Here is a 24,829-nt window from a genome sequence, read left to right as displayed (position 1 = left end):
CGGCTCCGTCCCTTCCATCCTGCACCCGCCGGGCCCCGAGCGGCCATGCCCGGGGCGGACATCAGGGACATCTCCGGGTCCGGGCTCCTCCGCAGGTGCCGGTGGACGCACACCTGGAGGGTGCGAGGACGCGGGTCCGGGGCCGGATTGGGTGGTGCCGGGGCGCGGCTGGAAGACTGTCGGCCATGAGTGACTCCTCCCCCGCCCGCCCCGCCGCCCCCGTCCTCGACGTGTGGTGCGAGCTGCAGTGTTCCGACTGCCGGACCGCCCTGGACGACCTCCGCGCCCTGCGGGCCCGGTACGGCGACCGGCTGGACATCCGGCTGCGGCACTTCCCGCTGGAGAAGCACAAGCACGCCTTCGCCGCGGCCCAGGCCGCCGAGGAGGCGTGGGAGCAGGGCCGGGGCTGGGACTACGCGGAGGCCGTGCTCGGCCGGGTCGAGGAGCTGGAGCGCCGGGGCGAGGCGGTCCTGGTCGACGTCGCCCGTGAGCTGGGACTCGACGCCGACGAGATCGACACCGCCCTGATCGACGGGCGGCACATCCTGGTCGTCGACGCCGACCAGGCCGAGGGCAAGGCGATCGGGGTGACCGGGACGCCGACGTACGTCGTGGGCGGGGAGCGGCTCGACGGCGGCAAGAGCCAGGAAGGGCTGCGCGAGCGGATCGAGGAGATCACGGACCGGCTGCTGGCCGGGCAGGACGCCTGACCCGGCGTCCGCCCCCTACGCCCCGGCGGGCTACACCAGCGGCTTGTACAGCGAGTACCGGGTCGTGGTGTAGCCGAGCGCGTCGTAAAGCCGCTCGGCCGGGGTGTTGCCCGCGAACACGTTGAGGCCGATGGTCCGGTTGCCCGAGGCGGCCGCCTGGGCCTCGGCCAGCAGCATGAGGCTGCGCCCGTGGCCCCGGCCCCGGTGGGCGGGCAGGGTCTCCACGTCGAAGACGTACGCGCGCTCCCCGCGCACGGCGAGCCACAGGGTGCCGACGACGGCGCCCTCGTGTTCGAGGACGCTGAGGACCATGTCCTCCGTGGCGAGGCCGTCGGGCAGCAGCGCCGCCTGGTCCGCGGCGGCCTTGGCGCGCGCCTCCGCCTCGGGCACCCCGCGCCGCGCCCACTCGCGCGCGTAGTCGGCGGAGCTCTCGGCCTGCCAGGTGACGTACTCGTCCTCGGTCATGGGCCGGGCGCGGGTGGAGTCCGGCAGGGCGGGCGGGGTGCCGCCGAGGGATTTCTCCATGTTCCGGTTGCGCACGACGTAGCCGAGCGCGGTGGCGAGGGCGAGGGGGGTGCCCGGTTCGGCGGGGACCGTGACCTCGATGCGGCGGCAGCCCCAGCCGCGGGCCACCTCCTCCGCCGCGAGGGCGGCCACCGTGCCCCGGCCGCGCCGACGGTCGGGTTCGTCGATGCGCAGGCTGGCGATCCGGGCCACGGCGTCGCCGAAGACGGGGTCCGTGCCGAGGCGCACCTCCCCCACGGGACGGCTGTTCACGCAGATGTGGAAATGACGCGAACGCGTCCCGTCGGGGTTCCGCTGGAGCGGCTCGGTCGGCCGCAGGGTGGTGGTCATCACCGGAGTTCTACCCCGCCGCGCCCCCGGCTTCAGCCGGTTTTCCGGCCCCTCACGGGTCGATGTCCGCCGCGGACCGCTCGTCGAAGATCCGCATCGCCTTGGCCGTCACCGGGCCGGGCGCGGCGGACAGTTCACGGCCGTCGACGCGGTGCACGGCCTGCACGTCGCGCAGGGTGGAGGTGAGGAAGATCTCGTCGGCCTCGCGCAGGACGTCCAGCGGCAGGTCGGTCTCCTTGGCGCCGGTCCACTCGGCGACCAACTGGCGCGTGATGCCCGCGAGACAGCCGGAGTGCAGCGGCGGGGTGTGGATCTCGCCGTCGAGGACGACGAAGACGTTCGACCCGGTGCCCTCGCAGAGCTGTCCGACGGTGTTGCCGAACAGCGCCTCGGTGGCGCCGTGTTCGTGGGCGCGGGCGAGGGCGACGACGTTCTCGGCGTACGAGGTGGTCTTCAGGCCGGTGAGCGCACCGCGCTCGTTGCGGGTCCAGGGCACGGTGACGACGGCCGTGGTGTCCGGGCGGCGGGCGGTCTCGCCGAGGGCGACGACGAGGGTCGGGCCCTTGTCCCCCCGGTCGGAGCCGAGCGGGCCGTGTCCGCCGGTGTAGGTGAGGCGCAGCCGGCCGAGCGGCACGGGGTTGGCCTCGAGGACGGCGGCACAGGCGCGGCGGACCTCGTCGAGGTCGGGGTCGGGAAGCCCGAGGCCCCGGGCCGAGCGGGTCAGCCGGTCGAGATGCCGGGTGAGGGCGAACGGCCGGCCGGCCGCGGCCTTCACGGTCTCGAAGATGCCGTCGCCCACGGTCAGTCCGTGGTCGAAGACGGAGACGCGGGCGGACTCGGAGTCCCGCAGCGCGCCGTCGAGCCAGATCTTCACGGCTGGATCCTTTCGCTCACCTGGTACGTCCCCGACGCTACCGCGAGCAGCCGGGAAGCCTTCAGTTCGGTCTCCCGCCACTCCCCCGCGGGGTCGGAGCCCCAGGTGATGCCGGCGCCGGTGCCGAACCGCAGCACGGCCGCGCCGTCCGCGTCCCGGTCGATCCAGAAGGTGCGGATGCCGACCGCGAGCACGCCGGTGCCGCGGTCGGCGTCGACCCAGCCGATGCCGCCGCAGTAGGGGCCGCGCGGCGCGGTCTCCAGCGCGTCGATGATCCGCAGCGCGCTGGACTTGGGCGCCCCGGTGACGGAGCCGGGCGGGAAGGCGGCGCGCAGCAGCCCGGGCCAGCCCTCGCCGTCGCGCAGCTCGCCGCGGACCGTGGAGACGAGGTGGACGAGGCCCGGGTGCTTCTCGACGGCGCAGAGGTCGGGGACCGTGACGGTGCCGGTGGCGCAGACCTGTCCGACGTCGTTGCGGACCAGGTCGACGATCATGACGTTCTCGGCGTAGTCCTTCTCCAGCAGGTCCGCCTCGGTGCGGCCGGTGCCCTTGATCGGGCCCGACTCGACGACCCGGCCGTCCCGGCGGAGGAAGAGCTCGGGCGAGGCGGTCGCGATCTCCACGCCGTGCCACGGCAGCCGAATCGTTCCTGCGTACGGTGCGGGGTTGCCGCGGGCCAGCAGGGCCGTGAGGGCGTCCACGTCGGCGTCCGCGTGCACCGGCGCGGACAGGACGCGGCAGAGGTTGGCCTGGTAGACCTCGCCCGCCGCTATGTGCTCGCGGATGCGGCGCACGCCCGCCGTGTACGCGGCGCGGTCGAGGGAGGACGTCCAGTCGCCGGCCGCCGGTCCCCGCCAGGCGCCCGGGGCGGGCGGCGGCACGGGCTCGGTGCGGACGTCCCGGAACCGGGCGCAGGTCAGGCGCCCCTCGAAGTCGGCGGCGACGGCCCAGAAGCCCGAGGAGTCCAGGGCGGCGGGGTCGTCGGTGACGTCGGCGAGGCCGGTGGCGACGCGGTCACCGAAGCGCGCGAGAGGTGGCAGGTCGAGCACGCCTCGAGTCTATGGCGGGGGCGCCCGGGTGACGTGACCACGCCCGTGAGCAGGCGCAGCGCAGCACGCTGCGCAAACGGGTTTTTGTACTGGCCCCGGAATCCGCTAGAGTTCAGTTCGTCGCCGGGACGCGGAAGCGGACCGAAACGACAGGCGGACGTAGCTCAGTTGGTAGAGCGCAACCTTGCCAAGGTTGAGGTCGCGAGTTCGAGCCTCGTCGTCCGCTCGAAGGAAGAGGGGGCTTCCCGGCCCCCTGCACTCCTGGTGGAGTGGCCGAGAGGCGAGGCAACGGCCTGCAAAGCCGTCTACACGGGTTCAAATCCCGTCTCCACCTCCAAGGACGATTAGCTCAGCGGGAGAGCGCTTCCCTGACACGGAAGAGGTCACTGGTTCAATCCCAGTATCGTCCACTGGATCTCCGGATCCTGGATCTGCGAAGATCCGAACCCCGCGCGATTAGCTCAGCGGGAGAGCGCTTCCCTGACACGGAAGAGGTCACTGGTTCAATCCCAGTATCGCGCACGCAGTGCCCATGATCCGCTCCGCGGAGTGGTCGTGGTCCCGAGGACGATTAGCTCAGCGGGAGAGCGCTTCCCTGACACGGAAGAGGTCACTGGTTCAATCCCAGTATCGTCCACACGGCTCGAAGCCCCCGGTCCTGCGACCGGGGGCTTCTTCGTGTGCCCGTCAGCTGGAGAAGAGCATGTGCCCGAAGCTCTTGTGGCGTCGGTGACCGCCGTAGTGACCGCCGTGCGGCGCACCCCACGCCGGGGCCTGCGGTGCCGCGGCCGGGTACGCCTGGGGCGCGGCCGGCGGGGGCGGGGCGGGCTGCGACCACTGGGACTCGAGCCGGGTCAGCGCCTCCAGCTCGCCGTAGTCGAGGAAGATCCCCCGGCACCCGCTGCACTGCTCGATCTGGACACCGTTGCGGTTGTACGTGTGCATGGGGGCACGGCACTTCGGACACTGCATGGTCGGGTCAACTCCTCGCCGGTCGTTCCTGCTTCGCGTATCAGCTGGACAGACTCTGTCCGGCCGCGGGCCGGTTGCACCCTACGTCGGGGATATTCGTCTCAGTCCGCCGGGGCGGCGGCCGGCACGGACCGCATACGGGTGCAGGCGTCGACCAGCCACTCCTCCACCTCGTCCAGCGGCCGGCCCGCCGCGGCCGCCTTGGTGACGGCGCGGGCGGCGGTCTGCGCCGTGAGGGCGCGGGCCGGGACGTCCAGTGCGGGCCAGGGATCGCCGTCGGGCGGTACGGCGGGGCCGCCGGCGGCGCGGTACGCGGTCAGGAAGCGGTGCCAGGCGTCGGGGTCGAGCATCCCCACGGCGTACCAGGCGGCGGGGCGGGCCAGATCCCAGACCGGCGGGCCCGCGCCGAGGTCGTCCACGTCGATCAGCAGCCACGGGCTGCCGGGCGCCGGGTCGCGTATCAGCTGGCCGAGGTGGAAGTCGCCGTGGCAGAGGCGTACGGGTCCCGGCGCGGGCGCCTCGCCACGGGCCCACGGCGGCAGGTCCGCCCAGGCGTCCAGCACGGCGGCTGCCGCCGGGTGGCGCGGGGTGAGGTCCCCGAGGAGCGCCACGGCTCGGGCGGCCTTCTCCGGCCCGCGCATGGGAGGGACGGTCTCGGGGAGCGGGGTCCGGTGCAGGCGGGCGAGGAGGACACCCGCCTCCTCCCAGGGGGCGGCGTCGGGATCCTCCGGGTCCACGGGCGTGCCGTACGGCCAGTAGGTGACCGGGCGGGCGTGCAGTTCGTCCGGGGCCGGGGCGAGCGGGGGCAGCAGGATGCCGGCGAGCCGGGCGGCGACAGTGGTCCGTACGGCCAGCGCGGCGGTGTCGGTGTCCGGGGCGTGCGCCTTGGCCACGGTGGCGGCGTGCCGGACGACGGTGGTGTCCTCGCGGTGGGCGAGGGTGGCCGTGGTGCACGGGCAGGCCGGGTCGCGGGTGTGGGCCGCCTCCGCGGCGCGGGCGGTCAGGGCGGGGAGGAGGTCCTCGGTCACGGGGTGAGGCTACGCGGACGGACGGGCGCCTCCCGGGCACCGGCGGAAGACGGACGCCCTCGCGGGCACCGGCAAGAGACGCCGGGGAAAAGCAATGCCGGCGCAGCTCCCCAGCTGCGCCGGCATCTTGCCGTCCGCCGCACCCCCGTCCCCACGGGGTTTCATGGGTGGATGTCCCCGCCCGGACCGCTCTTCCGGGCCTGGGGGTCGCTGAAGTCAGCGCCCCAGCATCTCGCCCACGGACGACGCCTGTGTGGTCACCAGCTCCCACCCGTCGAAGACGAGGAGGAGCAGGACCGCCAGGGGCAGGGCCATGAGCGTCGCCACCAGCGGGTGCCGGCGGCCCTCGCCGCGATCCCGCGTGCGGAGCAGTGTCCGCGGTGCCGTGTACGCCATGGCCCCTTCTCCTGACCGTTTCTGTTGTCCTTGACAGCGGCGGGCGTCCGACCTCGGGGGACGAGTGCTGCACCCGCCGCTCGACATCGAATCTAGGGGTTTCCCGCTCACTGCACGTCATGCCCTCGTACCGATCCGTGGGCCTCCCCGAGGATGAGCGGGACGCCGCGCCGTACTCCCCTGGGTGGAGACGGCGTCCTACGACTCGGGGACATCCCCGAGGGGACGGCCGCCGCGGCCCGCTCCCTCCGAGGTGTCCTGGCGCGGGACGGGCTGCTCCACCAGGGCGAGCACCCGGTTCGCCATGAAACGCGCGGTCCGCACCACAGCCCCGGTTCGGGTGACTTCGCTCACTTCGACCACCCCTCGTCGTACCGCCGTCTCGACCCTGCGGCCCGCCCGCGAGGCCACCACCTCGTATGTACGCGTCGTGTCCCCCGCGTCCACGACGATCTCGACCCGGTCACCCTTCACGTGATCAATCCCCCTTCGGCGTCGGGTGGTTGGGACCGGACAGGTCCGCCCTCGCGCGAACCCGGCCTGTTCACGGCCTCCCTGACCACTCTTCAAGTCTCCCACCGGCCACTGACAATCCGTCGATGGGAGAGGGCGCGGCCTCTGCGCACGGACGGCTGTGGAAACGTAAGCTGTGGCACGTCACAGGACCGGGCAGCGGGGATGAACATGGCGATGATGCGCCTGAGGCGCGAGGACCCGCGCGTCGTCGGCTCTTTCAGGCTTCACCGACGGCTCGGCGCGGGCGGGATGGGCGTGGTCTATCTGGGCTCCGACAAGAAGGGGCAGCGGGTCGCGCTGAAGGTCATCCGCCCCGATCTGGCGGAGGACCAGGAGTTCCGCTCACGGTTCGCCCGTGAGGTGTCGGCGGCCCGGCGCATCCGCGGCGGCTGCACGGCCAGGCTGGTCGCCGCCGACCTGGAGGCCGACCGCCCCTGGTTCGCCACCCAGTACGTGCCCGGCCCGTCGCTGCACGACAAGGTCGCCGACGAGGGTCCGCTCAGCGCCGCCGAGGTGGCCGCCGTGGGCGCCGCGCTCTCCGAGGGGCTGGTCGCGGTGCACGAGGCGGGGGTGGTGCACCGCGACCTCAAGCCGTCCAACATCCTGCTGTCCCCGAAGGGGCCGCGGATCATCGACTTCGGCATCGCCTGGGCCACCGGCGCGTCGACGCTCACGCACGTGGGCACGGCCGTCGGCTCGCCCGGCTTCCTCGCGCCCGAGCAGGTGCGCGGTGCGGCCGTCACGCCCGCCACGGACGTGTTCTCGCTGGGCGCCACGCTCGCGTACGCGTCGATGGGCGATTCGCCCTTCGGGCACGGCAGTTCCGAGGTGATGCTGTACCGCGTGGTGCACGAGGAGGCCCAGCTGCAGGGCGTCCCCGACGCGCTGGCCCCGCTCGTGCGGGCCTGTCTGGCCAAGGACCCCGAGGAGCGGCCGAGCACGCTGCAACTGTCGCTGCGGCTCAAGGAGATCGCCGCGCGGGAGGCCCAGGGGCTCGCCGACGTGCGTCCGCCGGCGCCGCGCACCCCCGAGTCCGAACGGGCGAGCGGCCGGCTCGCGGACACCTACCCCGACCGGGACGCCCGCCGCCAGGGTGGCCGGGCCACTCCCCCGCGCGGCGGCTCCGCCTCCCGGGCCGGCGGCCCCTCGTCCTCACGGGGCGGTCGCAGCGTGCCCCCGTCCCGGGGCGGCGGCTCCGGACGCAACGGGGCGCCCCGCCAGGGCACACCGGCCCGCCCCCGGCCACGCACCGGCACCCCGTCGCGAGGTGGCACCCGCCCGGGCACGGGCGCCCGCCGCCCGGCCTCCCGCACGGGCTCGGGTCTTCGGCCGGCGAATCCACGGCTGCTGAGGCAGCGGCTGTTCGTGTTCGTGGTGGTGACGCTGGTGGTGGCGTTCGGCATCGCGCTGGTGCAGGGGTGCCAGGGGCCCTCCTGACGGACGCCTGCCGGGCGGGGCGCCGAGCCGGTCGGCGGGGGGCCGTCGCTGCACCCGCCTTCACCCGCACGGGGCCGGACCTCTCAGCCGTACGGCAGGCCGGCAGCCCCGGCCGAGGGCCGGGCGAGTCTCCCCCAGGGCGAAGCCCTTCATGCGTCGGCCCGGTCGGCGCCGCCCCTCGCGGCGACGGGCGTGGTCGCCGCGCGCCCAAGGGGCGCGATCGTCCGGTCGTCCGGCGGGTTCGGGGCGCCCACCCGTCCGGCGAGGTGGAGTCGCCCGCCCGTCCCTCCGAGGGGCGCCTACTCCTGTGGGCGTCCCGCCGTCACCGCGTAGAAGGCGACCGCCGCTGCCGCGCCCACGTTGAGGGAGTCCACGCCGTGGGACATCGGGATGCGGACCCAGGTGTCTGCGGCGGACAGGGCGCGGGGCGAGAGGCCCGTGCCTTCCGCGCCCAGCATCAGGGCCACCCGGTCCATGCGGTGCGGGGCCGTCTCGTCGAGCGTGTGGGCGCGTTCGTCCGGGGTGAGGGCGAGGACGGTGAAGCCCAGGTCCTGGACCGTCGTCAGGTCCTTGGGCCAGATCTCCAGGCGGGCGTACGGGACGGAGAAGACGGCGCCCATGGAGACCTTGACGCTGCGGCGGTACAGCGGGTCGGCGCAGTCCGGGGAGAGCAGGACCGCGTCCATGCCGAGGGCGGCGGCCGAGCGGAAGATGGCGCCGATGTTGGTGTGGTCGTTGACCGACTCCATGACGACGACACGGCGGGCCGTGCGCAGCACGCCGGCGGGGTCGGGCAGCGGCCGGCGCCGCATGGAGGCCAGCGCGCCGCGGTGCACGTGGTAGCCGGTGACCTGCTCGGCGAGCGCGGGCTCCACGACGTACACCGGGGCGTCGGAGCGGTCGATGACGTCCCGCATGACGTCGACCCACTTCTGCGACAGCAGCATGGACCGCATGCCGTAACCCGCGTCCCCGGCGCGCCGGATGACCTTCTCGCCCTCGGCGATGAACAGGCCCTCGGCGGGTTCGCGGCGGCGGCGCAACTCCACGTCCGTGAGGTCGGTGTAGTCGTGCAGGCGCGGGTCGGCCGGATCGTCGACGGTGATGATCTCGCCCATGTCAGCCGGCCGTCCCGTCCGGGCCGACGGCCACCACGTCGCCGACGACGATGACCGCCGGGGGCTTCACGTCCTGGGCGACGACCGTCTCCGCGACGGTGGCAAGGGTGGCGTCGACGCGCCGCTGGGAGGAGGTCGTGCCCTCCTGGACCAGCGCGACCGGGGTGTCCGGGGACTTGCCGTGCGCAACCAGGGTCTCGGCGATCCGGCCGATCTTGTCGACGCCCATGAGGATCACCAGGGTGCCGGTCAGCTTCGCCAGCGACGGCCAGTCGACCAGGGACCGCTCGTCGTCGGGGGCGACATGCCCGCTGACCACGGTGAACTCGTGCGCCACACCCCGGTGGGTGACGGGAATGCCGGCCGCGCCCGGCACGGAGATGGAACTGGAGATGCCGGGGACGACGGTGCAGGGGATGCCGGCCTCGGTGAGGGCGTGCAGTTCCTCCATGCCGCGCCCGAAGACGTACGGGTCGCCGCCCTTGAGGCGGACCACGGACCTGCCCTGCTTGGCGTGCTCGATCAGCGCGTTGTTGATGGCCTCCTGGGCCATGAACCGGCCGTACGGGATCTTCGCCGCGTCGATCACCTCGACGTGTGGCGGGAGTTCGGCGAGCAGGTCGCGCGGGCCGAGCCGGTCGGCGATGACGACGTCGGCCTCGGCGAGCAGACGCCGCCCGCGCACCGTGATGAGGTCCGGGTCGCCGGGGCCGCCGCCGACGAGGGCGACGCCCGCGGTACGGGTGCGGAAGTGCGGGGCGACGAGGGTACCGTCGCGCAGGCCCTCGACCACGGCGTCGCGGACGGCCGCGGTGTGCCGGGGGTCGCGTCCGCGGGCGTCGGTGGTGAGCACGGCGACGGTGACGCCCTCGCTGTGGCCGGTCGCCGGGGTCCAGGCGGTGGCCCGGTCGGCGTCGTCGGAGCGGACGCACCAGACGCGGTGGGTCTCCGCCTCGGCAGACGCGGCGGTGTTGGCGTCGGGGTCGCTGGTGGCGATCAGCGCGTACCAGGCGTCGGCGAGGTCGCCTTCGGCGTAGGGGCGGCGGTGCCAGGTGATCTCACCGGCGTCCGCCATCGCCTCCACGGAGGGAGTGGCCTCCGGTGACACGAGGTGGACGTCGGCGCCCGCCTTGATCAGGGCGGGAAGACGCCGCTGGGCGACCTGGCCGCCGCCGAGGACGACGACCCGGCGTCCGATGAGGCGGAGGCCTACGGGGTAGGGCGGGTGTTCGGCCATCAGCTGGGGCTCCTCGGACGAGCGATGGGTCAGCGGGCACGCTGCGGCGTCGGAGCGGGCCTGACGTGGCATTTTATGCCCGCGGGCGGCGGGGGTGGGGAGGGTCCGGGGAGTGGGACGGGTCTCACCCGTCCTCGATGCGCGGGCCTGCGGGGCCGCCACGCACGGCGTCCCCGTCCGCCCCTGGTCGACGGGGGGCGGGCGGGGACGTCCGTCTCCTACTTCTCCGTCACGCCCGCCGAGTCGAACGTGGCGACCTCGTGCATGGCGCGGGCCGTGCTCTGGACCAGCGGGAGCGCGAGCAGCGCGCCCGTGCCTTCCCCGAGCCGCAGGTCGAGGTCGACCAGCGGGCGCAGCCCGAGCTTGTTGAGCGCGGCCACGTGGCCGGGCTCCGCGCTGCGGTGGCCGGCGATGCAGGCCGCGAGGACCTCCGGCGCGATGGCGCGGGCGACGAGCGCGGCGGCGCCGGCGCTGACGCCGTCCAGGATGACCGGCGTCCGCAGGGACGCGCCGCCGAGCAGCAGGCCGACCATCGCCGCGTGCTCGAAGCCGCCGACCGCGGCCAGCACGCCGAGCGGGTCGGACGGGTCCGGCTGGTGCAGGTCGAGGGCGCGGCGCACGACGTCGGTCTTGCGGGCGAGCGTCTCGTCGTTGATGCCGGTGCCGCGGCCCGTGACCTCGGCCGGGTCGGCGCCGGTGTAGACGGAGATGAGGGCTGCGGACGCCGTGGTGTTGGCGATGCCCATCTCGCCCGTGAGGAGGGCCTTGTTGCCGGCGGCGACCAGGTCGCGGGCCGTCTCGATGCCCACCTCGATGGCCTGCTTGGCCTCCTCGCGGGTCATCGCGGGTCCGGCGGTCATGTCGGACGTACCGGCGCGGATCTTGCGCGGCAGCAGTCCGGGCGTGGCCGGCAGGTCGGAGGAGACGCCCACGTCGACGACGCAGACCTCGGCGCCGACCTGGGCGGCGAAGGCGTTGCACACCGCTCCCCCGCCGAGGAAGTTGGCCACCATCTGGGCGGTGACCTCCTGCGGCCAGGGCGTGACGCCCTGGGCGTGCACCCCGTGGTCGCCGGCGAAGATCGCGACGGCCGCGGGCTCCGGGATCGGCGGCGGGCACTGCCGGGACAGCCCCGACAGCTGGGCGGAGATGATCTCCAGCATGCCGAGCGCTCCGGCCGGCTTGGTCATGCGCTTCTGGCGCTCCCACGCCTCGCCGAGCGCCTTGGCGTCCAGCGGGCGGATCTGCGCGACGGTCTCGGCAAGCAGGTCGTGGGGGTCCTCTCCGGGCAGGGCGCGGCGGCCGTACGTCTCCTCGTGCACCACCCAGGACAGGGGGCGGCGCTTGGACCAGCCGGCCTGCATCAGCTCGGGCTCGTCCGGGAACTCGTCGACGTAGCCGACGCACAGGTAGGCGACGACCTCCAGATGATCGGGCAGGTCCAGGGCTCGGACCATCTCGCGCTCGTCGAAGAAGCTGACCCAGCCGACGCCGAGGCCCTCGGCGCGGGCGGCGAGCCACAGGTTCTCCACGGCGAGCGCCGAGGAGTACGGCGCCATCTGCGGCTGGGTGTGCCGGCCGAGGGTGTGGCGCCCGCCGCGCGTGGGGTCGGCGGTGACCACGATGTTCACCGGGGTGTCGAGGATGGCCTCGATCTTGAGTTCCTTGAACTGCTTGGCCCGGCCCTTGGGGAGCGTCTTGGCGTAGGCCTCGCGCTGACGCGTCGCCAGTTCGTGCATCCGGCGCCGGGTCTCCTCGGAGCGGATGACGACGAAGTCCCAGGGCTGCGAGTGCCCGACGGAGGGCGCGGTGTGGGCGGCCTCCAGGACCCGCAGCAGCACCTCGTGCGGGATCGGGTCGCTGCGGAAGCCGTTGCGGATGTCCCGGCGCTCGCGCATCACCTTGAGGACGGCCTCGCGCTCGGCGTCCGCGTATCCCGGGGCGGCCGGACCGGCCGGCTGCGCCTGCGGCGCCGGCTCGGGCTCCACGCCGGCGCCCTGGGTGTCCAGGTCGTCGGCGTTCTGCGCGACCTCGGCCCCGGCGTCGGCTGCGGGGGCCGGCGGCACGACGGCGGCGGGCGCCCGGTCGTCGGCGGTGGCGGAGTTCGCCTCGGGCGCGGCCTCCTGGGCGGGGGCCTGCGGGGCGGGGGCCCCCGGTACGGCGGCTTCCGCGGCGGCGGCATCGGCGGGCGCGCCCTCGGGGGCCGCCTCCTCCGGGATCGACACGCCCTGCGGCGGGGTCGGGGCGAGGTGCGGCGCGGAGGGCAGGGTGCCGTCCACGGGGACGAACCGACCCAGCGGCTGGTCCGCCTCGGGCGCGAGCGGCAGGGTGCCGGGGAGCGGGGTCGCGTGGGCAGGCGTCTGCTGGGGGCCCTGCACGGGCCCGGAGGCGGACGCCGGCTCTCCGGCGGCCTGCGGCTCGGTCACCACTCGGGGCTCGGCGACGGCGTGGGTCTCAGGCGCAGCCGCGGTTCCCGCAGTGGCCGGTGCGGGCTCGGAGGTCACCGGCGCTCCGGGAGCGGGGGACGCCTCGGCGGTGTGCTCCGCGACCACTGCCTCGGTGTGCTCCGCCACCACGGCCTCGGCCTCCGGCGCGGGCTCCGGGGACGCGGGGGTCACCGGAGTCTCCACGGCCGGTACGGCGGTGCCGGGGACCTCCGTCGCCGGGGCCCCGGGCGTCTGCGCGCCCTGCGCCGCGGCGGGGTCCGGCGCCGGGGCCACTTCGGGCGCCTCGGGGGCCGGGACGGCCTCGGGCACGGAGGTGTCCGCTGCCACGGCAAGGGCTTCCTGCGTCTCGGCGCCCGGCGCACCGGCGGTCTCGTCGGCAGCCGCCTGCGCGTCGGTCGCCGACGGTTCCGCCGTCCCCGATGCGGGCGTCTCGGCGGCAGCCGCCTGGGCCGCGTCGTCCTGACCGTCCGCCACGACGGACTCCGGAGCCCGGGCCTGCCCGGGCACGACCACCGTCTCTCCGGTGTCCTGCGCCGTCTCCGGGATGAGCGACGCGTCGGCCTGCGGCTCCTGGGCCGCCTCGCCCTGCGGCGCCTCCGCGCTTTCGGGCGACGGCACGGAGGCGACGGCGTCCGCCGTCTCCGCGGCGGGCGCGTCCTGCGACTCGCCCGGGCCGGTCACGGCGGCACCCGGAGCCTGGCCGGTCTCCGGCGTCCTGGTTCCGTCGGCGACGGCTTCCGGAGCAACGGCGACACCGGCCGGCTGAGCGTCCTCCAGCGCCTCACCAGCAGCCGCGTCCGTCGGCGTCGGCGCACCCGCGCCGCCGCCGGCCGTCGCGTCCACGGGCGCGCCCGGTCCCGGTACCGGCGTACCCTGCTCGCCGTACGCCGCCTCGGGCGTCTGCTCGCCCTCGGGGGCGACCGCCGTGCCGACCGCCTGCGTGGCGACCCGGGCGACGGCCGCCTGGGCCGCGTCCACGGCCTGGGCGGCCGGAGCCGGCGCGCCCTGGGCGACCCAGGGTGCGGCCTGCGGCGAGGTGGCTTCCCGCGCGTGCGGGACGTCGAGGTACTCGGGGCCGAGGGTCGGCGGGCCCGGCTGGCGGGCCGGCAGGTCGGCGGGGCCGCGGTCGGCGAGGGAGCGGACCGGGCTCGCGGACAGGTCGGGCAGCGGCGGGCCGAGGTGCAGCGGACGGCGCGGCGCGGCGGGGGCCGGCGCGGGCGCCTGCTGCTGCGGCTCGGGCGGGCGGACGCCGCCGAGGTCGACGGAGCCGCTGTCGCGGCCGTCCGTCTCGTGCGGGCCCGGCTGGTGGACCGTCTCGACGACCGGCGCGGGCGCGGGCGGCGCGATCTCGTTGCCCCAGGCGCCCTGGGCGCCCGGCAGCAGCAGGTCTTCGTCCTCGGCGGGACTGTCGGAGAGGTAGGTGTACGCGTCCGGCGTGGCGACGCCCGGCTGCTCCACCCTGCCTGCGTTCTCCGGCAGTCCCTCGCCCGGGACCTGGCCGGTGTCGGTCATGCGTACCCCTCGCCCATCGGTTGGTGCTCCTACGACCAGCTCACCCGGAACGGCGCGCCGACCGCCCCACACTGAAGAACGAGCGTGCGTCCCCAGCGGCACGAACGGCCCGCCCGAAAAAGGCGACAAAGCCATTCACTGGCATTGTCGCGGGCGTACCGCCGTCGCGTCAGCTTGATCGGCGACGGTTCCGCTGTGGACTGCGCCACGTTGCGCGTCCTCCGGTTCCTGCCGTACCACGACCCACCCCAAAACGGGCGCGCTTTTTGGACATTGGCCGACGAAGCGTCGGGTGACCAGTGCGGTACAACGATCGGCCAGCTTACCGCGCGCAGTACGACAAACCGATCACGGGGACGGCCATGGGGCTCAACGGCCGCGGGCGGGCAGCACCCCGCTGAGCAGGAAGGCGACGCTCCGTTCCTTCTCCGTCCAGGCCCTGGTGTCGAGTTCGACGGACTGGAGGAGGGCGCACTCGACGCGGTAGCCGTGCTCCGTCAGGTTCCGGCCGATCAGTTCGGCCGCGTCGCGGGTGGCGGCGTGCGTGACGATGCGCTGCGGACGGCGGTCGGCCACGGCGGAGACCACGGCCGCTCCCCCGCCGCCGACCCGGACCACGTCCGGCTCGGGGAGGTCCTCCAGGATCTGCGGCGCGGCGCCGTGGACGACCTGCACCTGGACGCCGTGACGGCGCGCGGCGGAGTCCGTGCGGGCGCAGGCGTGGCGGTCGCGGTCGACGGCGATGACGGCGGCTCCCGCCCGCGCGGCGTCGGTGGCGAACGCGCCGGATCCGCAGCCGATGTCCCAGACGAGGTCGCCCAGGCCCGGCCCCAGGCGGGCGAGTTGGCCGATGCGCACGGGTTCCCGCTCGCCCTCGCCGAGGTCGCCGCCGTACTCGCCGGAGGGCAGCGTCCAGCCGCGCGGCCCCGCGGAAGGGCTGCGTCCCGCGATCCAGCCGGCGGAGTCGCCGGAGGCCACCGGGCCGCCGATGACGATGACCACGTTCGGGTCGCGCCAGGTGTGGTCGGCTGCCTTGTCGGAGGTGACGACGGTGACCTGTTCGCGCTCGGTGCCGAGTTCCTCGCAGATGACGAAGGAGCGGTGGACGCCCTCCATCAGCAGGCCGAGTTCGGCGGGGCCGGCGCCGGGCGAGGTGAGAACCGCCACCTTGGTGTGGGCCCGGCACACGTTCACCGCGCGGCGCAGGGTGCGCGGGTGGGCGACGACCACCTCCGCGTCGTCCCAGGGCATCCCGGCCCGGGCGAAGGCGGAGGCGACCGAGGAGACCGCGGGCACAACCTCGACCTCCAGGCCGAACTCCGGGGCGCGCAGGGTGCGGACGACGCCGAAGAAGCCGGGGTCGCCGTCGGCGAGCACGACCGCGGTGCCGCGGTGGGCGGCGATGCGGCGGGCGGCGAGGGAGACGGAGCCGAGGCGGATCCGCTCGGCCGCGGCGGGCACCTCGGGGAGCGCCAGGTGGTGTGCGGCGCCGGCGACCAGCGTGGCGGCGCCGAGCGCGGCGCGCGCCGCATCGGTCAGCGGCGAGCCGTCCCAGCCGATCACCGTGACCCGGTCGGCCATCGTCGTCAGTCTCCTGAGGTTTGCGCAGGTCGTCGTCGGCTGTTCCGCCCGGAGGCGGTCTGCTGAGATTACCTGGTGCGGGCACGGGCCGCCGTACGCCCCTCGGACGTCAGTTCCAGTCGGTGTAGCCGGGGAAGCCACCGCTGTCGGCCAGTTGTCCGTCCGCGCTGTCGATGTCCTCGGGCAGCAGGCTCCACACGATGTAGTCGGTGCGGACCTCGCTCCAGCCGCCGTCCTCGCCGCGGACCCTGGCTATGCAGGCGTTGCGCAGCACGCCCTCGCTGATGCAGCCGATCTTCTGGGCCACCTGCTGGGCGGCGGTGTTGTCGGCGGCGGTGCGCAGCTCGACGCGCTGGAGCTTCTGGTCGCGGAACAGCCACTGGGCGGTGGCGAGCGCGGCCTCGGAGGCGTAGCCCTCGCCGCGCGCCCAGGGGGCGACGATGTACGACAGCTCCGTGGACCGCACGTGCCAGTTGGTGCGGGTGAGCCGGATGAGGCCGACCAGGCGCTGGGTGAGGAACTCGGCGACGACGAGGTCCAGGCCGTGTCCCGCGGCGCGTTCGGCGGGGGCGTACTCGGTGATCCAGGTGCGGGCGGTGTCCTCGGTGAACGGCTGCGGGACGCCGGTCCAGGCGCCCACCTGCTCGTCGCTCATCATCGCGGCGAGGGCGGGGACGTCGTCCGCGTCGAGGGGACGCAGCACCAACCGCTCCGTGCTGAGGGAGATGTCGGGGAAGGTGCTCGTCATGCGCCGCTCCGTAACCTGAGAGACCGTCGGGTGCTGCTGAACTGCCCAGCATGCAGCATGAAAGCACCGGAACGCACCACGGGGTCCACCCTCACTGCGGAGTGGACCCCGTGGCCGGCGCGAGGCCGGATCAGAAGGAGGCGAGCACCGAGCCGGCGTACTTGTCCTCGATGAACTTCTTCACCTCGGGCGAGGTGAGGAGCTTCGCGAGCTTCTTGACGCGCGGGTCGTTCTCCTGGCCCTCCTTGACCGCGAGGAGGTTGCTGTTCGGGTTGTCCTGCGCCTCTTCGAGGACCAGGGCGTCCTCGGCGGGCTTCAGGTCGGCCTCGATGGCGTAGTTGCCGTTGACCACGGCGGCGTCGACGTCGTCCAGGGAGCGCGGGGTCTGGGCGGCCTCGAGCTCCTTGAAGGTGAGCTTATTGGGGTTGTCCGTGATGTCCGCGGGGGTCGCCGAGGTGCCGACGCCGTCCTTGAGGGTGAGCAGGCCGTTGGCGGCCAGCAGCTGCAGGGCCCGGCCCTCGTTGACGGTGTCGTTGGGGATCGCGATCGTGGCGCCGCTCTTCAGCTCGTCGGCCTTCTTCACCTTGTGCGAGTAGAGGCCGAGCGGCTCCAGGTGCACGTCGACGACCGACACGATGTGCGTGCCGTTCTTCTTGTTGAAGTCGTCGAGGTACGGCTGGGTCTGGAAGTAGTTGGCGCCGACCGAGCCGTCCTCCGTCGCGGTGTTCGGGGTGACGTAGTCGGTGAACTCCTTGACCTCGAGGTCGAGGCCGGCCTTCTCGGCGAGGTTGTCCTTCACGAAGTTCAGGATCTCGGCGTGCGGCACGGGGCTCGCGGCGACGACCAGCGGGCCGGAGGTGTCGGAGGCGGCGTCCTTGTCCGAGCCGCAGGCGGAGAGCCCGAGGGTGAGGGCTCCGGCGGCGAGGACAGCGGTGGTGATCTTGGCGGTGTTACGCACGAAAAGTGCCTTTCCTTGGGTGGTGCGACCCCGTCTCGGTGCACGGGGAGTCTGGGGGGCCGGGGCAGTGGTGCGGCCGGGTCAGGCGACCTTGCCGACCTCGGCGGTGGCGGGTTCCCCGCCCTTCAGCAGCCGCAGCTTCGGACCGGGTCCGGAGCGGGCGCCGCGGCGGTGCAGGGCGCGGGCGGCGAAGTCGCCGGCGAACTGGATCAGCGAGATGACCACGGCGAGGATCGCCACGGTGATCCACATCAGGCCGGTCTCGAAGCGCTGGTAGCCGTAGCGGACGGCGAGGTCGCCGAGTCCGCCGCCGCCGACCGTGCCGGCCATGGCGGAGTAGCCGATGAGCGCGATGACCGTGGTGGTGGTGGACGCGATCAGCGAGGACAGCGCCTCGGGGACCAGGACCTTGCGGACGATGGTCCAGGTGTTGCCGCCCATCGCCTGCACGGCCTCCACGAGCCCGTGGTCCACCTCGCGCACGGCGGTCTCGACGAGCCGCGCGAAGAAGGGGATGCCGCCGATGGCGAGCGGCACGATCGCGGCCTCGCTGCCGATGGTGGTGCCGGTGACCCAGCGGGTGAAGTTCATCAGGGCGACCATGAGGATGATGAACGGCAGCGAGCGGCCGACGTTCACGATCTGCCCGATGACCTTGTTCACCACGGTGTTCTGCAGCAGTCCGCCCTTGTCGGTGAGGACCAGCAGAATGCCGAGCGGAAGGCCGCCGACGACGGCGATCAGGGTGGACCAGCCGACCATGACCAGCGTCTCGGTACAGGCCTGTTCCAGCAGCGGCTGCATCTCGGACCAGGTCACTTGGCGCCCTCCTTCACCAGCGTGGGCTCGTCGTGGTCGACGACGTCGATCTGCAGGCCCTGCTCGCGCAGGAAACCGATGGGCACGACGTTGTCCTCGTAGCGGCCGGGCAGTTCGATGCGCATGCGGCCGACCTGGAGCCCGCCGACGGTGTCGATGGCGGCGCCGAGGATCGATATGTCGATGTTGTAGGTGCGTGAAAGCTGGGAGATGACCGGCTGGGTGGCGCTCTCGCCCTGGAAGGTCACGTCGACGACGGTGCGGTCGTCGCCGCTCGCCTCGCCGCCGACGGGGAACAGCGCGGCGGCGAGTTCCGAGCCGGGGGTGGCCAGCAGGTCGGTGACCGTGCCGGACTCGACGATGCGGCCCTTCTCCATCAGGGCCGCCGAGTCGCAGATCGACTTCACGACGTCCATCTCGTGCGTGATGAGCAGGACGGTGAGGCCGAGCCCGCGGTTCAGGTCGCGCAGCAACTGGAGGATCGACCGGGTGGTTTCCGGGTCCAGGGCGCTGGTGGCCTCGTCGGAGAGCAGCACCTTGGGGTCGCCGGCGAGGGCGCGGGCGATGCCGACGCGCTGCTTCTGGCCTCCGGAGAGCTGGGCCGGGTAGGACTTGGCCTTGTCGGCGAGACCGACCAGGTCGAGCAGTTCCAGCGCCTTGCGGGAACGTTCCTTCCCGCTCTTGCCGAGGATCTCCAGCGGAAGTTCGACGTTGTCCTGCACAGTGCGCGAGGACAGCAGGTTGAAGTGCTGGAAGACCATGCCGATGCGGCTGCGCGCCCGGCGGAGCTCACGGCCGGCGCGGGGGCCGCGGCCGGCGAGCGCGGTGAGGTCCTGGCCGGCCACGGTCACGGTGCCCGAGGTGGGACGCTCCAGCAGGTTGACGCAGCGGATGAGGGAGGACTTTCCGGCGCCGGACTGGCCGATGACGCCGTAGACCTCGCCTTCGCGGACGTGCAGGTCGACGCCGTCCAGGGCGGTGACCTCGCGACCGCGCGAGCGGTAGACCTTGGTGAGGCCCGAGGTGGTGATCACGTGGGTTTCCGTCACTGTCGAGTGCGCGGCACGTCGTGGGCGCCGGGCACGTGGCATGCAGGGAATGGCGGCAGGGCGGCACGGTTCTCGTGGACATGGGGAAGTCCGGGGAGAGACGTGCGCGGGGCGTGGCTCGGCCGCGCGTGCGGGGCACGGAAGCGGACGTGAGCCGGCTCTCGCTTCGGGGCGCGAGGCTCAGGCGGTGCGGGGGCCCTCTAGAAGGCGCGCATTCGGAGAAGACACATACAACGAGCACCGGGCGTCATCGTCGCCTCGGTCGCAGGGATGCGGTCGCTCGTCGTGGTCATGCGGTCAGTAAAGCAGACGTTCACTTCTGAACGGACTCGGCTGTCCGCATAGTGGACAGCCGTGGACACCCGTGCGCGCACGTCAGGGGCGTACGGCGATCTCGATCCCGGCGTCCGTGACCAGTGCGGACAGGGCCGACAGGTTGCCGACAGGTCCTTCACGACCAGGTCGGCGGTCAGCTCCTCGGCGCGGTGGGTTGTGGCCAAGGCCACGGTCGTCATGCCGGCGGCGCGGCCGGCCTGGAGTCCGGCGGGGGCGTCCTCGAAGACGACGCAGTCGGCGGGGTCGACGCCGAGCGTGCGCGCGGCGAGCAGGTAGGGCTCGGGGTCGGGCTTGCCGCGGGTGATGTCGTCGGCGGCGACCAGCGTCTTGGGCAGGATGCCGACGGCGCCGAGCCGGGCCTCGGCCAGCCGCCGGGTGGCGGAGGTGACCACGGCCCAGCGTTCGGCGGGCAGCCCGGTGAGGAACTCCCTGGTCCCCGGCAGCAGGCTCACCCCGCCGTCGGCGACGTCCTCCACCTCCAGGTCCTCGATGCGCGCGACGGCCTGCGGCACGACGTGGGCGGGCAGCAGGTCGGCCGCTATCTCGGCGGCCGGCCGGCCGTGCAGCTCGATCCGCGCGAAGTCCTCGGCCGTCAGCCCGTACTCCACGGCCCACCGGGTCCAGCAGCGGTTGACGGAGTCCAGGGAGGACACGAGGGTCCCGTCGTTGTCGAACAGCAGGGCACGCGCATGAATGGTCATGCCATCGACCCTACGGGGCCGTCGCCCCTGACCGGGAACGGCGGCCGCGGGGCCGGGGTGAGCACGGCTTTTCCGGCGTAATAGGCTCCCTGCCATGCTGGATGTCCTGACCGTGGTGACCGCTGTCGCCGCGCTGCTGCTGGCCGCCTGGTGCGGCTGGGCCGCCTACCGTGACCAGCCGACGAAGGACTGGCACTTCATCGGCATGGCCGTGGTCACGCTGCTGGCGCTGGTGCAGCTGGTGGCCGGGATCGTGCAGCTGGCCCGGGGCGAGAAGCCGGAGCAGGGCACGACGATCTTCGTGGCGTATCTGCTCGGCTCGGCCGCCTGCGTCCCGGCGGCGGGCTTCCTGTCGCTGGGCGAGCGCACGCGCTGGGGCTCGGTGACCGTCGCCGCGAGCGGCGTGGTGCTGGCCGTGCTCGAGGTGCGGCTGTTCGACATCTGGGGAGGCTGAGGTGACCGCGACGCAGGAGAGGCCGGGCCGGACGCGGCTGGCGAGCGGGCCCGGACTGCTGCTGGTCTGGCTGTACGGGGTGATGGTGGTGGGCGCCGTGTCGCGCTCGGCCTACCAGATCGCCACCGAGTTCGACCGGGCCCCGCTCGCGTACACGCTGTCCGCGCTGGCCGGCGTGGTCTACGGCTTCATCACGTACACGCTGGTGCGCGGCGGGGAGAAGGCCCGCAAGGCGGCGCTGGTGTGCTGCGCGGCCGAGCTGGTGGGCGTGCTGACCGTCGGCACCTGGACGCTGGTGGAGCCGTCCGCCTTCCCCGACGCCACCGTGTGGTCCGACTACGGGATGGGCTACCTCTTCATCCCGGTACTGCTGCCGCTGACCGCCGTGTACTGGCTGCGCCGGTCGCGCGCCCAGGAGCCGGCGGCCTGACGGGCGGGCCGCCCTCCCGGGCGGCCACCCACGTCACGCCGTCACGGTCAGGCGGTCGTCGCGTACGTCTCCGCCTTCTTCTCCAGCACGATCATCGGTACGCCGTCGGCGCCGCGGGACGTGCCCACGCGCTGGTAGCCGACCTTGCTGTAGAGGTTGAGGTTGCTCTCGCTGCGGTGACCGGCGTGCAGCCGGAACGTGCGGGCGCCGCGCTCGCCGGCGAGGGCCGCCTCGGTGGCCTTGAGGAGCCGGGCGCCGATGCCGTGGCCCTGGAGGCGGGGGTGGACGCAGAGCTTGCCGATCGCGGCGGCCCCGTCCTCGGTGATCCTGCCGTGCACCGAGCCGACGATCTCGTCACCGAGGCGCGCGACGAACACGCAGTCCCGGGCGACCTCCTCGCGGACCGAGTCGAGGGTCTGGATCAGGGGATCGATGCGGTAGTTGCCATAGAGGGCCGCTTCGCTCTGGAAGCACAGGTACTGCAACCTGAAGATCTGCTCCGCGTCCTGCTCGGCCGCCGCAGAGATGGTCACGCTCATGCCCATGTGCGCACGCCTCCCGCTCACCTGATCACCTGTTGTCCCCCACTCCTATCCCCGTCCTCAGCCCGCCGCAACCTCCGCCGCGAGTAAACGACGCAGACATCCCAGGCATCTGGAGCGTTCCGGGCCGAGACTGCCCTGTGAGATACCCAACTCCCCTGCGATTTCCCGGTATGTCGGATCGCGCGGGGACAGCAGCGCGGCGAGCAGACCGGGGCAGCGGCCGGGGAGCCGGCGCACCGCGTCACGCAGGGCGCGGCGGTGGGCGGCCACGAGCGCGAGCCGCTCCGGGTCGTGCCGGCCGGCATCGGCGGGTTCGCAGGTCAGTGCCGTCTCGCGGCGGGCGGTGCGGCGGATGCGGCGGGCCTCCGCACGGATCGCGCGGCGCAGCCAGAGCGGCGGGTCGGCGGGCGGTCCGGCACGGCGGAGGTGCTCGAGAAGACGGAGCCAGACCGCCTGTTCCAGGTCGTCCGGTTCGGCGCCGCTGCCGGAGGTCTCGGCGGCGGCCTCCGCGGCGAGGAGCGGGCCGAGCAGGACGATCAGGTCGTCGGCGGGAGACGCGTGGGTTCTCATGTGCGCAACGACCCGCGCGCCCCGGGCGGGGTTGCCCGGGGCGCGCGTGGCTCACCCCTTCCGGGGCGGGACGGGTCAGCGGTTGACGAAATCCTCGCGGGCCAGCAGCCCGGTGTCCGGCTGGTCGGTGAAGACACCGTCGATGCCGGTGGCGAAGTAGGCGCGGTAGGCGCCGAAGACGTCGCCGTAGGCGTCGGGGTCGGAGCCCTTGCGGAACTCCGCGGGCAGGAACGGGTTCTCGTTGCGCATCGTGTAGGGGTGCAGGATCAGGCCCGCGCGGTGGGCGTCCCGGACCAGGCCGGTGGGCTCGGTGAGCCGGTCCGCGGAGTCACGCGGGATGATCAGGTTCAGGGTGGGGCCGATGCCCTGCGCGTAGGAGGCGATCTCCTTGAGGCCCTTGGGCGTGATGAGGTCGTCGACGGTGCGCGGGTCGCCGGTCTCGGTGAAGTCCCAGGGGCGGGTGCCCGCGGCGTCGAGCAGGACGACGAGCGGGTTGCCGACCAGCTTGCCGAGCCTCTGGACGGCCGTCGGCTCGAACGACTGGAGGATGACCGGCGAGTTCCTGCGGTCCTTGCCGTGCCGGCGCAGGATCTTCGCCACCCGCTCCTCCAGGCCGAGGCCCAGCTTGCGGAAGTAGGTGGGGTGCTTGAGCTCGGGGTAGATCCACACCTGCTTGCCGCGCCTGCGGGTCTGCTCGTCCTGCCAGCGCAGCACCTCCTCGAAGGTGGGGATCTCCCAGCGGCCGTTGTAGAGGGTGTTGTGCGGACGGTTGGCGGGGATGCGCTCCACGGCGCGCAGCCGCTTGAGCTCGGCGAGCGTGAAGTCCTCGGTGAACCAGCCGGTGACCTCGACGCCGTCCAGCGTCTTGGTGGTGCGGCGCCCGGCGAACTCGGGGTGGTCGGCGACATCCGTGGTGCCGCCGATCTCCGGCTCGTGGCGGCAGACGAGGTGGCCGTCCTTGGTGGGGACGAGGTCGCCGGCCTCGACGATGTCGGCACCCATGTCGAGGGCGAGCTGGTACGAGCCGAAGGTGTGCTCGGGCCGGTACCCGCTGGCGCCGCGGTGACCGATGATCGTCGGCACGGGCAGGCTGTCGAGGCCCCGGCCGCGTCCGTGCCCCTGTCCGGGGTTCCGGGCCGCGCGGGCCGTGCCGGCGAGTCCGAGGACGGTGCCGCCGGCGCCGAGGACCGCCGCTCCGAGCACGGCCCGCCGGCCTGTCCCGCTCGCCTGTTCGTTCGACTCCGGTGTCGCCATGAACGCCTCCTGTGTGGCTGGTGCGGTGCGGGCCGATCGTAGGTGCGCCCGGTTGACGCACGGGAGACCCCGGGCCGAACACTTGGGTGGTGTCGCATGACGTACGCCCCTCCTGCGGATGACGTACGTCTGTCGTATTCCGGCGAGGATGTGACGGCGCGTCCGGTTCGTGCCGGCGGGCGCGGGTACCCGGGCGGTGCGCGGGTCCGGGCGAGCTGCGTCACAGCGTGACGGCCGTGTTGCGCGCCGCCCACGGGCACGGCCGCGCAGGTGAACCCTGGTCAAGAGTCCGTAAGACCTCGGTTAACTGCCACGAGCCCGATGTGCGCGACTCCCCGGACCGCGAGTAATGTCCTCACCTGCACAGACTCGTACGGCATTCGTCGACGTCCGCTTCCCACCGGAGGGCCCGTTGTCCCGCTTCGCGCTCATCAAGGCAGTGCTCGGTCCGATCATGCGCCTGATGTTCCGCCCACGGGTGGAGGGCGCGGAGCACATCCCGGGCGACGGTCCGGTGATCCTGGCCGGCAACCATCTGACGTTCATCGACTCGATGATCCTTCCGCTCGTCTGCGACCGGCAGGTGTTCTTCATCGGCAAGGACGAGTACGTCACCGGCAAGGGCTTCAAGGGCCGTCTGATGGCGTGGTTCTTCACCGGCGTCGGCATGATCCCCGTCGACCGCGACGGCGGCCGGGGCGGCGTGGCCGCGCTGATGACCGGGCGCCGGGTGCTGGAGGAGGGCAACGTCTTCGGGATCTACCCGGAGGGCACGCGCTCCCCCGACGGACGGCTGTACCGCGGCCGCACCGGCATCGCCCGGCTGACGCTGATGACCGGCGCGCCGGTGGTGCCGTTCGCGATGATCGGCACGGACAAGCTGCAGCCGGGCGGGGCGGGGCTGCCCCGCCCCGGTCGGGTCACCGTCCGGTTCGGTGAGGCGATGGAGTTCTCCCGCTACGAGGGGATGGACCGCGACCGGTACGTGCTGCGGGCGGTCACCGACTCGGTGATGGCCGAGGTGATGCGGTTGTCCGGGCAGGAGTACGTGGACATGTACGCCAGCAAGGCGAAAGAGGCGGCCTAGTCGGGCCGACGCCGTCTTCTCGGCGGGGGCCCGCGGGGGGTTTTACCCCCGCGCCCCCCCCGGGTTGTGGGTGACCCGCGGGGGGGGGGGGGGGTGTGGCGCCCGTACCCCCCCCCCCGGGGGGCGCATACCGACGGGGTGGGTGT

23 protein-coding genes, 5 tRNA genes and 1 pseudogene are annotated in these 24,829 nt (G+C 73.5%); 10 read left to right on the top strand and 19 right to left on the bottom strand.

Translation table 11 applies throughout. The features are described 5' to 3' along the window. Nucleotides 1-185 precede the first annotated feature (185 nt). Nucleotides 186-710 (top strand): DsbA family protein, encoded by a 525-nt coding sequence (locus ACF1AG_RS22975; RefSeq protein WP_359603790.1) that lies wholly within the window; start codon nucleotides 186-188, stop codon nucleotides 708-710. A gap of 30 nt (nucleotides 711-740) precedes the next feature. Here the strand turns inward: ACF1AG_RS22975 and ACF1AG_RS22970 are convergent, their stop codons facing one another. Genes ACF1AG_RS22970 through ACF1AG_RS22960 form a run of 3 tightly spaced genes read right to left on the bottom strand, consistent with a single transcriptional unit; the run spans nucleotide 741 to nucleotide 3,488 of the window. Continuing rightward, the gene (locus ACF1AG_RS22970; RefSeq protein WP_391810332.1) at nucleotides 741-1,565 is read right to left on the bottom strand and encodes a GNAT family N-acetyltransferase; all 825 of its coding nucleotides are present in this window, start codon (nucleotides 1,563-1,565) and stop codon (nucleotides 741-743) included. A gap of 52 nt (nucleotides 1,566-1,617) precedes the next feature. Next, on the bottom strand, nucleotides 1,618-2,439 hold the full coding sequence (locus ACF1AG_RS22965; RefSeq protein WP_391810331.1) for an aminotransferase class IV: 822 nt from the start codon (nucleotides 2,437-2,439) through the stop codon (nucleotides 1,618-1,620). Then, nucleotides 2,436-3,488, bottom strand: coding sequence for a chorismate-binding protein (locus ACF1AG_RS22960; protein ID WP_359603785.1), 1,053 nt, complete (start codon nucleotides 3,486-3,488; stop codon nucleotides 2,436-2,438). The genes ACF1AG_RS22965 and ACF1AG_RS22960 overlap by 4 nt, the downstream gene beginning before the upstream one ends. A gap of 153 nt (nucleotides 3,489-3,641) precedes the next feature. On the opposite strand from ACF1AG_RS22960, the gene ACF1AG_RS22955 reads away from it, so the two are divergent. From ACF1AG_RS22955 to ACF1AG_RS22935, 5 genes are all read left to right on the top strand, one after another. Beyond that, nucleotides 3,642-3,714 (top strand) — tRNA-Gly (locus ACF1AG_RS22955). Nucleotides 3,715-3,751: 37 nt separating this feature from the next. After that, nucleotides 3,752-3,825 (top strand) — tRNA-Cys (locus ACF1AG_RS22950). A 1-nt stretch (nucleotide 3,826) separates the two neighbouring features. Next, nucleotides 3,827-3,898: transfer RNA gene (locus ACF1AG_RS22945), tRNA-Val, on the top strand. Nucleotides 3,899-3,938: 40 nt separating this feature from the next. Continuing rightward, nucleotides 3,939-4,010 (top strand) — tRNA-Val (locus ACF1AG_RS22940). A gap of 43 nt (nucleotides 4,011-4,053) precedes the next feature. Beyond that, nucleotides 4,054-4,125, top strand: a tRNA-Val gene (locus ACF1AG_RS22935). 50 nt (nucleotides 4,126-4,175) lie between these two features. Here the strand turns inward: ACF1AG_RS22935 and ACF1AG_RS22930 are convergent. From ACF1AG_RS22930 to ACF1AG_RS22915, 4 genes are all read right to left on the bottom strand, one after another. Then, on the bottom strand, nucleotides 4,176-4,460 hold the full coding sequence (locus ACF1AG_RS22930; protein WP_078492763.1) for a zf-TFIIB domain-containing protein: 285 nt from the start codon (nucleotides 4,458-4,460) through the stop codon (nucleotides 4,176-4,178). A gap of 101 nt (nucleotides 4,461-4,561) precedes the next feature. After that, entirely contained in the window at nucleotides 4,562-5,488 is a 927-nt protein-coding gene (locus ACF1AG_RS22925; protein ID WP_359603783.1) for an aminoglycoside phosphotransferase family protein, read from the bottom strand. A gap of 216 nt (nucleotides 5,489-5,704) precedes the next feature. After that, nucleotides 5,705-5,884 (bottom strand): hypothetical protein, encoded by a 180-nt coding sequence (locus tag ACF1AG_RS22920; RefSeq protein ID WP_019527115.1) that lies wholly within the window; start codon nucleotides 5,882-5,884, stop codon nucleotides 5,705-5,707. Nucleotides 5,885-6,082: 198 nt separating this feature from the next. Then, a complete protein-coding gene (locus tag ACF1AG_RS22915) occupies nucleotides 6,083-6,358 on the bottom strand; it encodes a hypothetical protein (protein ID WP_033275046.1) in 276 nt (91 codons plus the stop codon). Nucleotides 6,359-6,562: 204 nt separating this feature from the next. Between ACF1AG_RS22915 and ACF1AG_RS22910 the strand changes: the two genes are divergently transcribed. After that, nucleotides 6,563-7,837 (top strand): protein kinase, encoded by a 1,275-nt coding sequence (locus ACF1AG_RS22910; protein ID WP_359603781.1) that lies wholly within the window; start codon nucleotides 6,563-6,565, stop codon nucleotides 7,835-7,837. Between the two features lie 299 nt (nucleotides 7,838-8,136). Here ACF1AG_RS22910 and ACF1AG_RS22905 read toward each other — a convergent pair whose 3' ends face one another. From ACF1AG_RS22905 to ACF1AG_RS22865, 9 genes and pseudogenes are all read right to left on the bottom strand, one after another. Beyond that, on the bottom strand, nucleotides 8,137-8,955 hold the full coding sequence (locus ACF1AG_RS22905; protein WP_359603779.1) for an RNA methyltransferase: 819 nt from the start codon (nucleotides 8,953-8,955) through the stop codon (nucleotides 8,137-8,139). 1 nt (nucleotide 8,956) lies between these two features. Further along, nucleotides 8,957-10,192 (bottom strand): uroporphyrinogen-III C-methyltransferase, encoded by a 1,236-nt coding sequence (cobA, locus tag ACF1AG_RS22900; protein WP_391810330.1) that lies wholly within the window; start codon nucleotides 10,190-10,192, stop codon nucleotides 8,957-8,959. 218 nt (nucleotides 10,193-10,410) lie between these two features. Further along, a complete protein-coding gene (gene cobT, locus ACF1AG_RS22895; RefSeq protein ID WP_391810329.1) occupies nucleotides 10,411-14,151 on the bottom strand; it encodes a nicotinate-nucleotide--dimethylbenzimidazole phosphoribosyltransferase in 3,741 nt (1,246 codons plus the stop codon). A 369-nt stretch (nucleotides 14,152-14,520) separates the two neighbouring features. Then, complete coding sequence (gene cbiE, locus ACF1AG_RS22890) at nucleotides 14,521-15,732, bottom strand: precorrin-6y C5,15-methyltransferase (decarboxylating) subunit CbiE (RefSeq protein WP_391810328.1); 1,212 nt, start codon at nucleotides 15,730-15,732, stop codon at nucleotides 14,521-14,523. A 109-nt stretch (nucleotides 15,733-15,841) separates the two neighbouring features. Further along, entirely contained in the window at nucleotides 15,842-16,480 is a 639-nt protein-coding gene (locus ACF1AG_RS22885; protein WP_359603771.1) for a GNAT family N-acetyltransferase, read from the bottom strand. Between the two features lie 130 nt (nucleotides 16,481-16,610). Beyond that, complete coding sequence (locus ACF1AG_RS22880) at nucleotides 16,611-17,438, bottom strand: MetQ/NlpA family ABC transporter substrate-binding protein (RefSeq protein ID WP_391810327.1); 828 nt, start codon at nucleotides 17,436-17,438, stop codon at nucleotides 16,611-16,613. Between the two features lie 81 nt (nucleotides 17,439-17,519). Next, entirely contained in the window at nucleotides 17,520-18,257 is a 738-nt protein-coding gene (locus ACF1AG_RS22875) for a methionine ABC transporter permease (RefSeq protein WP_391810326.1), read from the bottom strand. Further along, a complete protein-coding gene (locus tag ACF1AG_RS22870) occupies nucleotides 18,254-19,291 on the bottom strand; it encodes a methionine ABC transporter ATP-binding protein (RefSeq protein WP_387796768.1) in 1,038 nt (345 codons plus the stop codon). Before ACF1AG_RS22870 ends, ACF1AG_RS22875 begins: the two co-directional genes overlap by 4 nt. A gap of 390 nt (nucleotides 19,292-19,681) precedes the next feature. Then, nucleotides 19,682-20,343 (bottom strand): annotated as a pseudogene (locus tag ACF1AG_RS22865) (HAD family hydrolase). A 94-nt stretch (nucleotides 20,344-20,437) separates the two neighbouring features. Between ACF1AG_RS22865 and ACF1AG_RS22860 the strand changes: the two are divergent. Further along, nucleotides 20,438-20,797: a hypothetical protein gene (locus tag ACF1AG_RS22860; protein WP_122214976.1), complete on the top strand. Its 360-nt coding sequence runs from the start codon at nucleotides 20,438-20,440 to the stop codon at nucleotides 20,795-20,797. Between the two features lies 1 nt (nucleotide 20,798). After that, nucleotides 20,799-21,227: a hypothetical protein gene (locus tag ACF1AG_RS22855; RefSeq protein ID WP_359603760.1), complete on the top strand. Its 429-nt coding sequence runs from the start codon at nucleotides 20,799-20,801 to the stop codon at nucleotides 21,225-21,227. A 47-nt stretch (nucleotides 21,228-21,274) separates the two neighbouring features. On the opposite strand, the gene ACF1AG_RS22850 is transcribed toward ACF1AG_RS22855, so the two are convergent. The 3 genes from ACF1AG_RS22850 to ACF1AG_RS22840 form a co-directional block, all read right to left on the bottom strand. After that, nucleotides 21,275-21,772, bottom strand: a complete 498-nt coding sequence (locus tag ACF1AG_RS22850; RefSeq protein WP_359603794.1) for a GNAT family N-acetyltransferase — start codon at nucleotides 21,770-21,772, stop codon at nucleotides 21,275-21,277. A gap of 57 nt (nucleotides 21,773-21,829) precedes the next feature. Beyond that, nucleotides 21,830-22,342, bottom strand: a complete 513-nt coding sequence (locus ACF1AG_RS22845; protein WP_359603758.1) for a sigma factor — start codon at nucleotides 22,340-22,342, stop codon at nucleotides 21,830-21,832. A 75-nt stretch (nucleotides 22,343-22,417) separates the two neighbouring features. Beyond that, nucleotides 22,418-23,596: a glycerophosphodiester phosphodiesterase gene (locus tag ACF1AG_RS22840; RefSeq protein ID WP_359603757.1), complete on the bottom strand. Its 1,179-nt coding sequence runs from the start codon at nucleotides 23,594-23,596 to the stop codon at nucleotides 22,418-22,420. Between the two features lie 412 nt (nucleotides 23,597-24,008). Between ACF1AG_RS22840 and ACF1AG_RS22835 the strand changes: the two genes are divergently transcribed. Then, nucleotides 24,009-24,683 carry a lysophospholipid acyltransferase family protein gene (locus ACF1AG_RS22835; RefSeq protein ID WP_093552317.1) on the top strand — a complete coding sequence of 225 codons (675 nt, stop codon included), beginning with the start codon at nucleotides 24,009-24,011 and terminating at the stop codon, nucleotides 24,681-24,683. The last annotated feature ends 146 nt before the right edge of the window (nucleotides 24,684-24,829 follow it).

This window comes from Streptomyces sp. NPDC014764 (assembly GCF_043082785.1).
Classification (GTDB): domain Bacteria; phylum Actinomycetota; class Actinomycetes; order Streptomycetales; family Streptomycetaceae; genus Streptomyces; species Streptomyces althioticus.
This window is presented reverse-complemented; position numbering and strand designations above follow the sequence as displayed.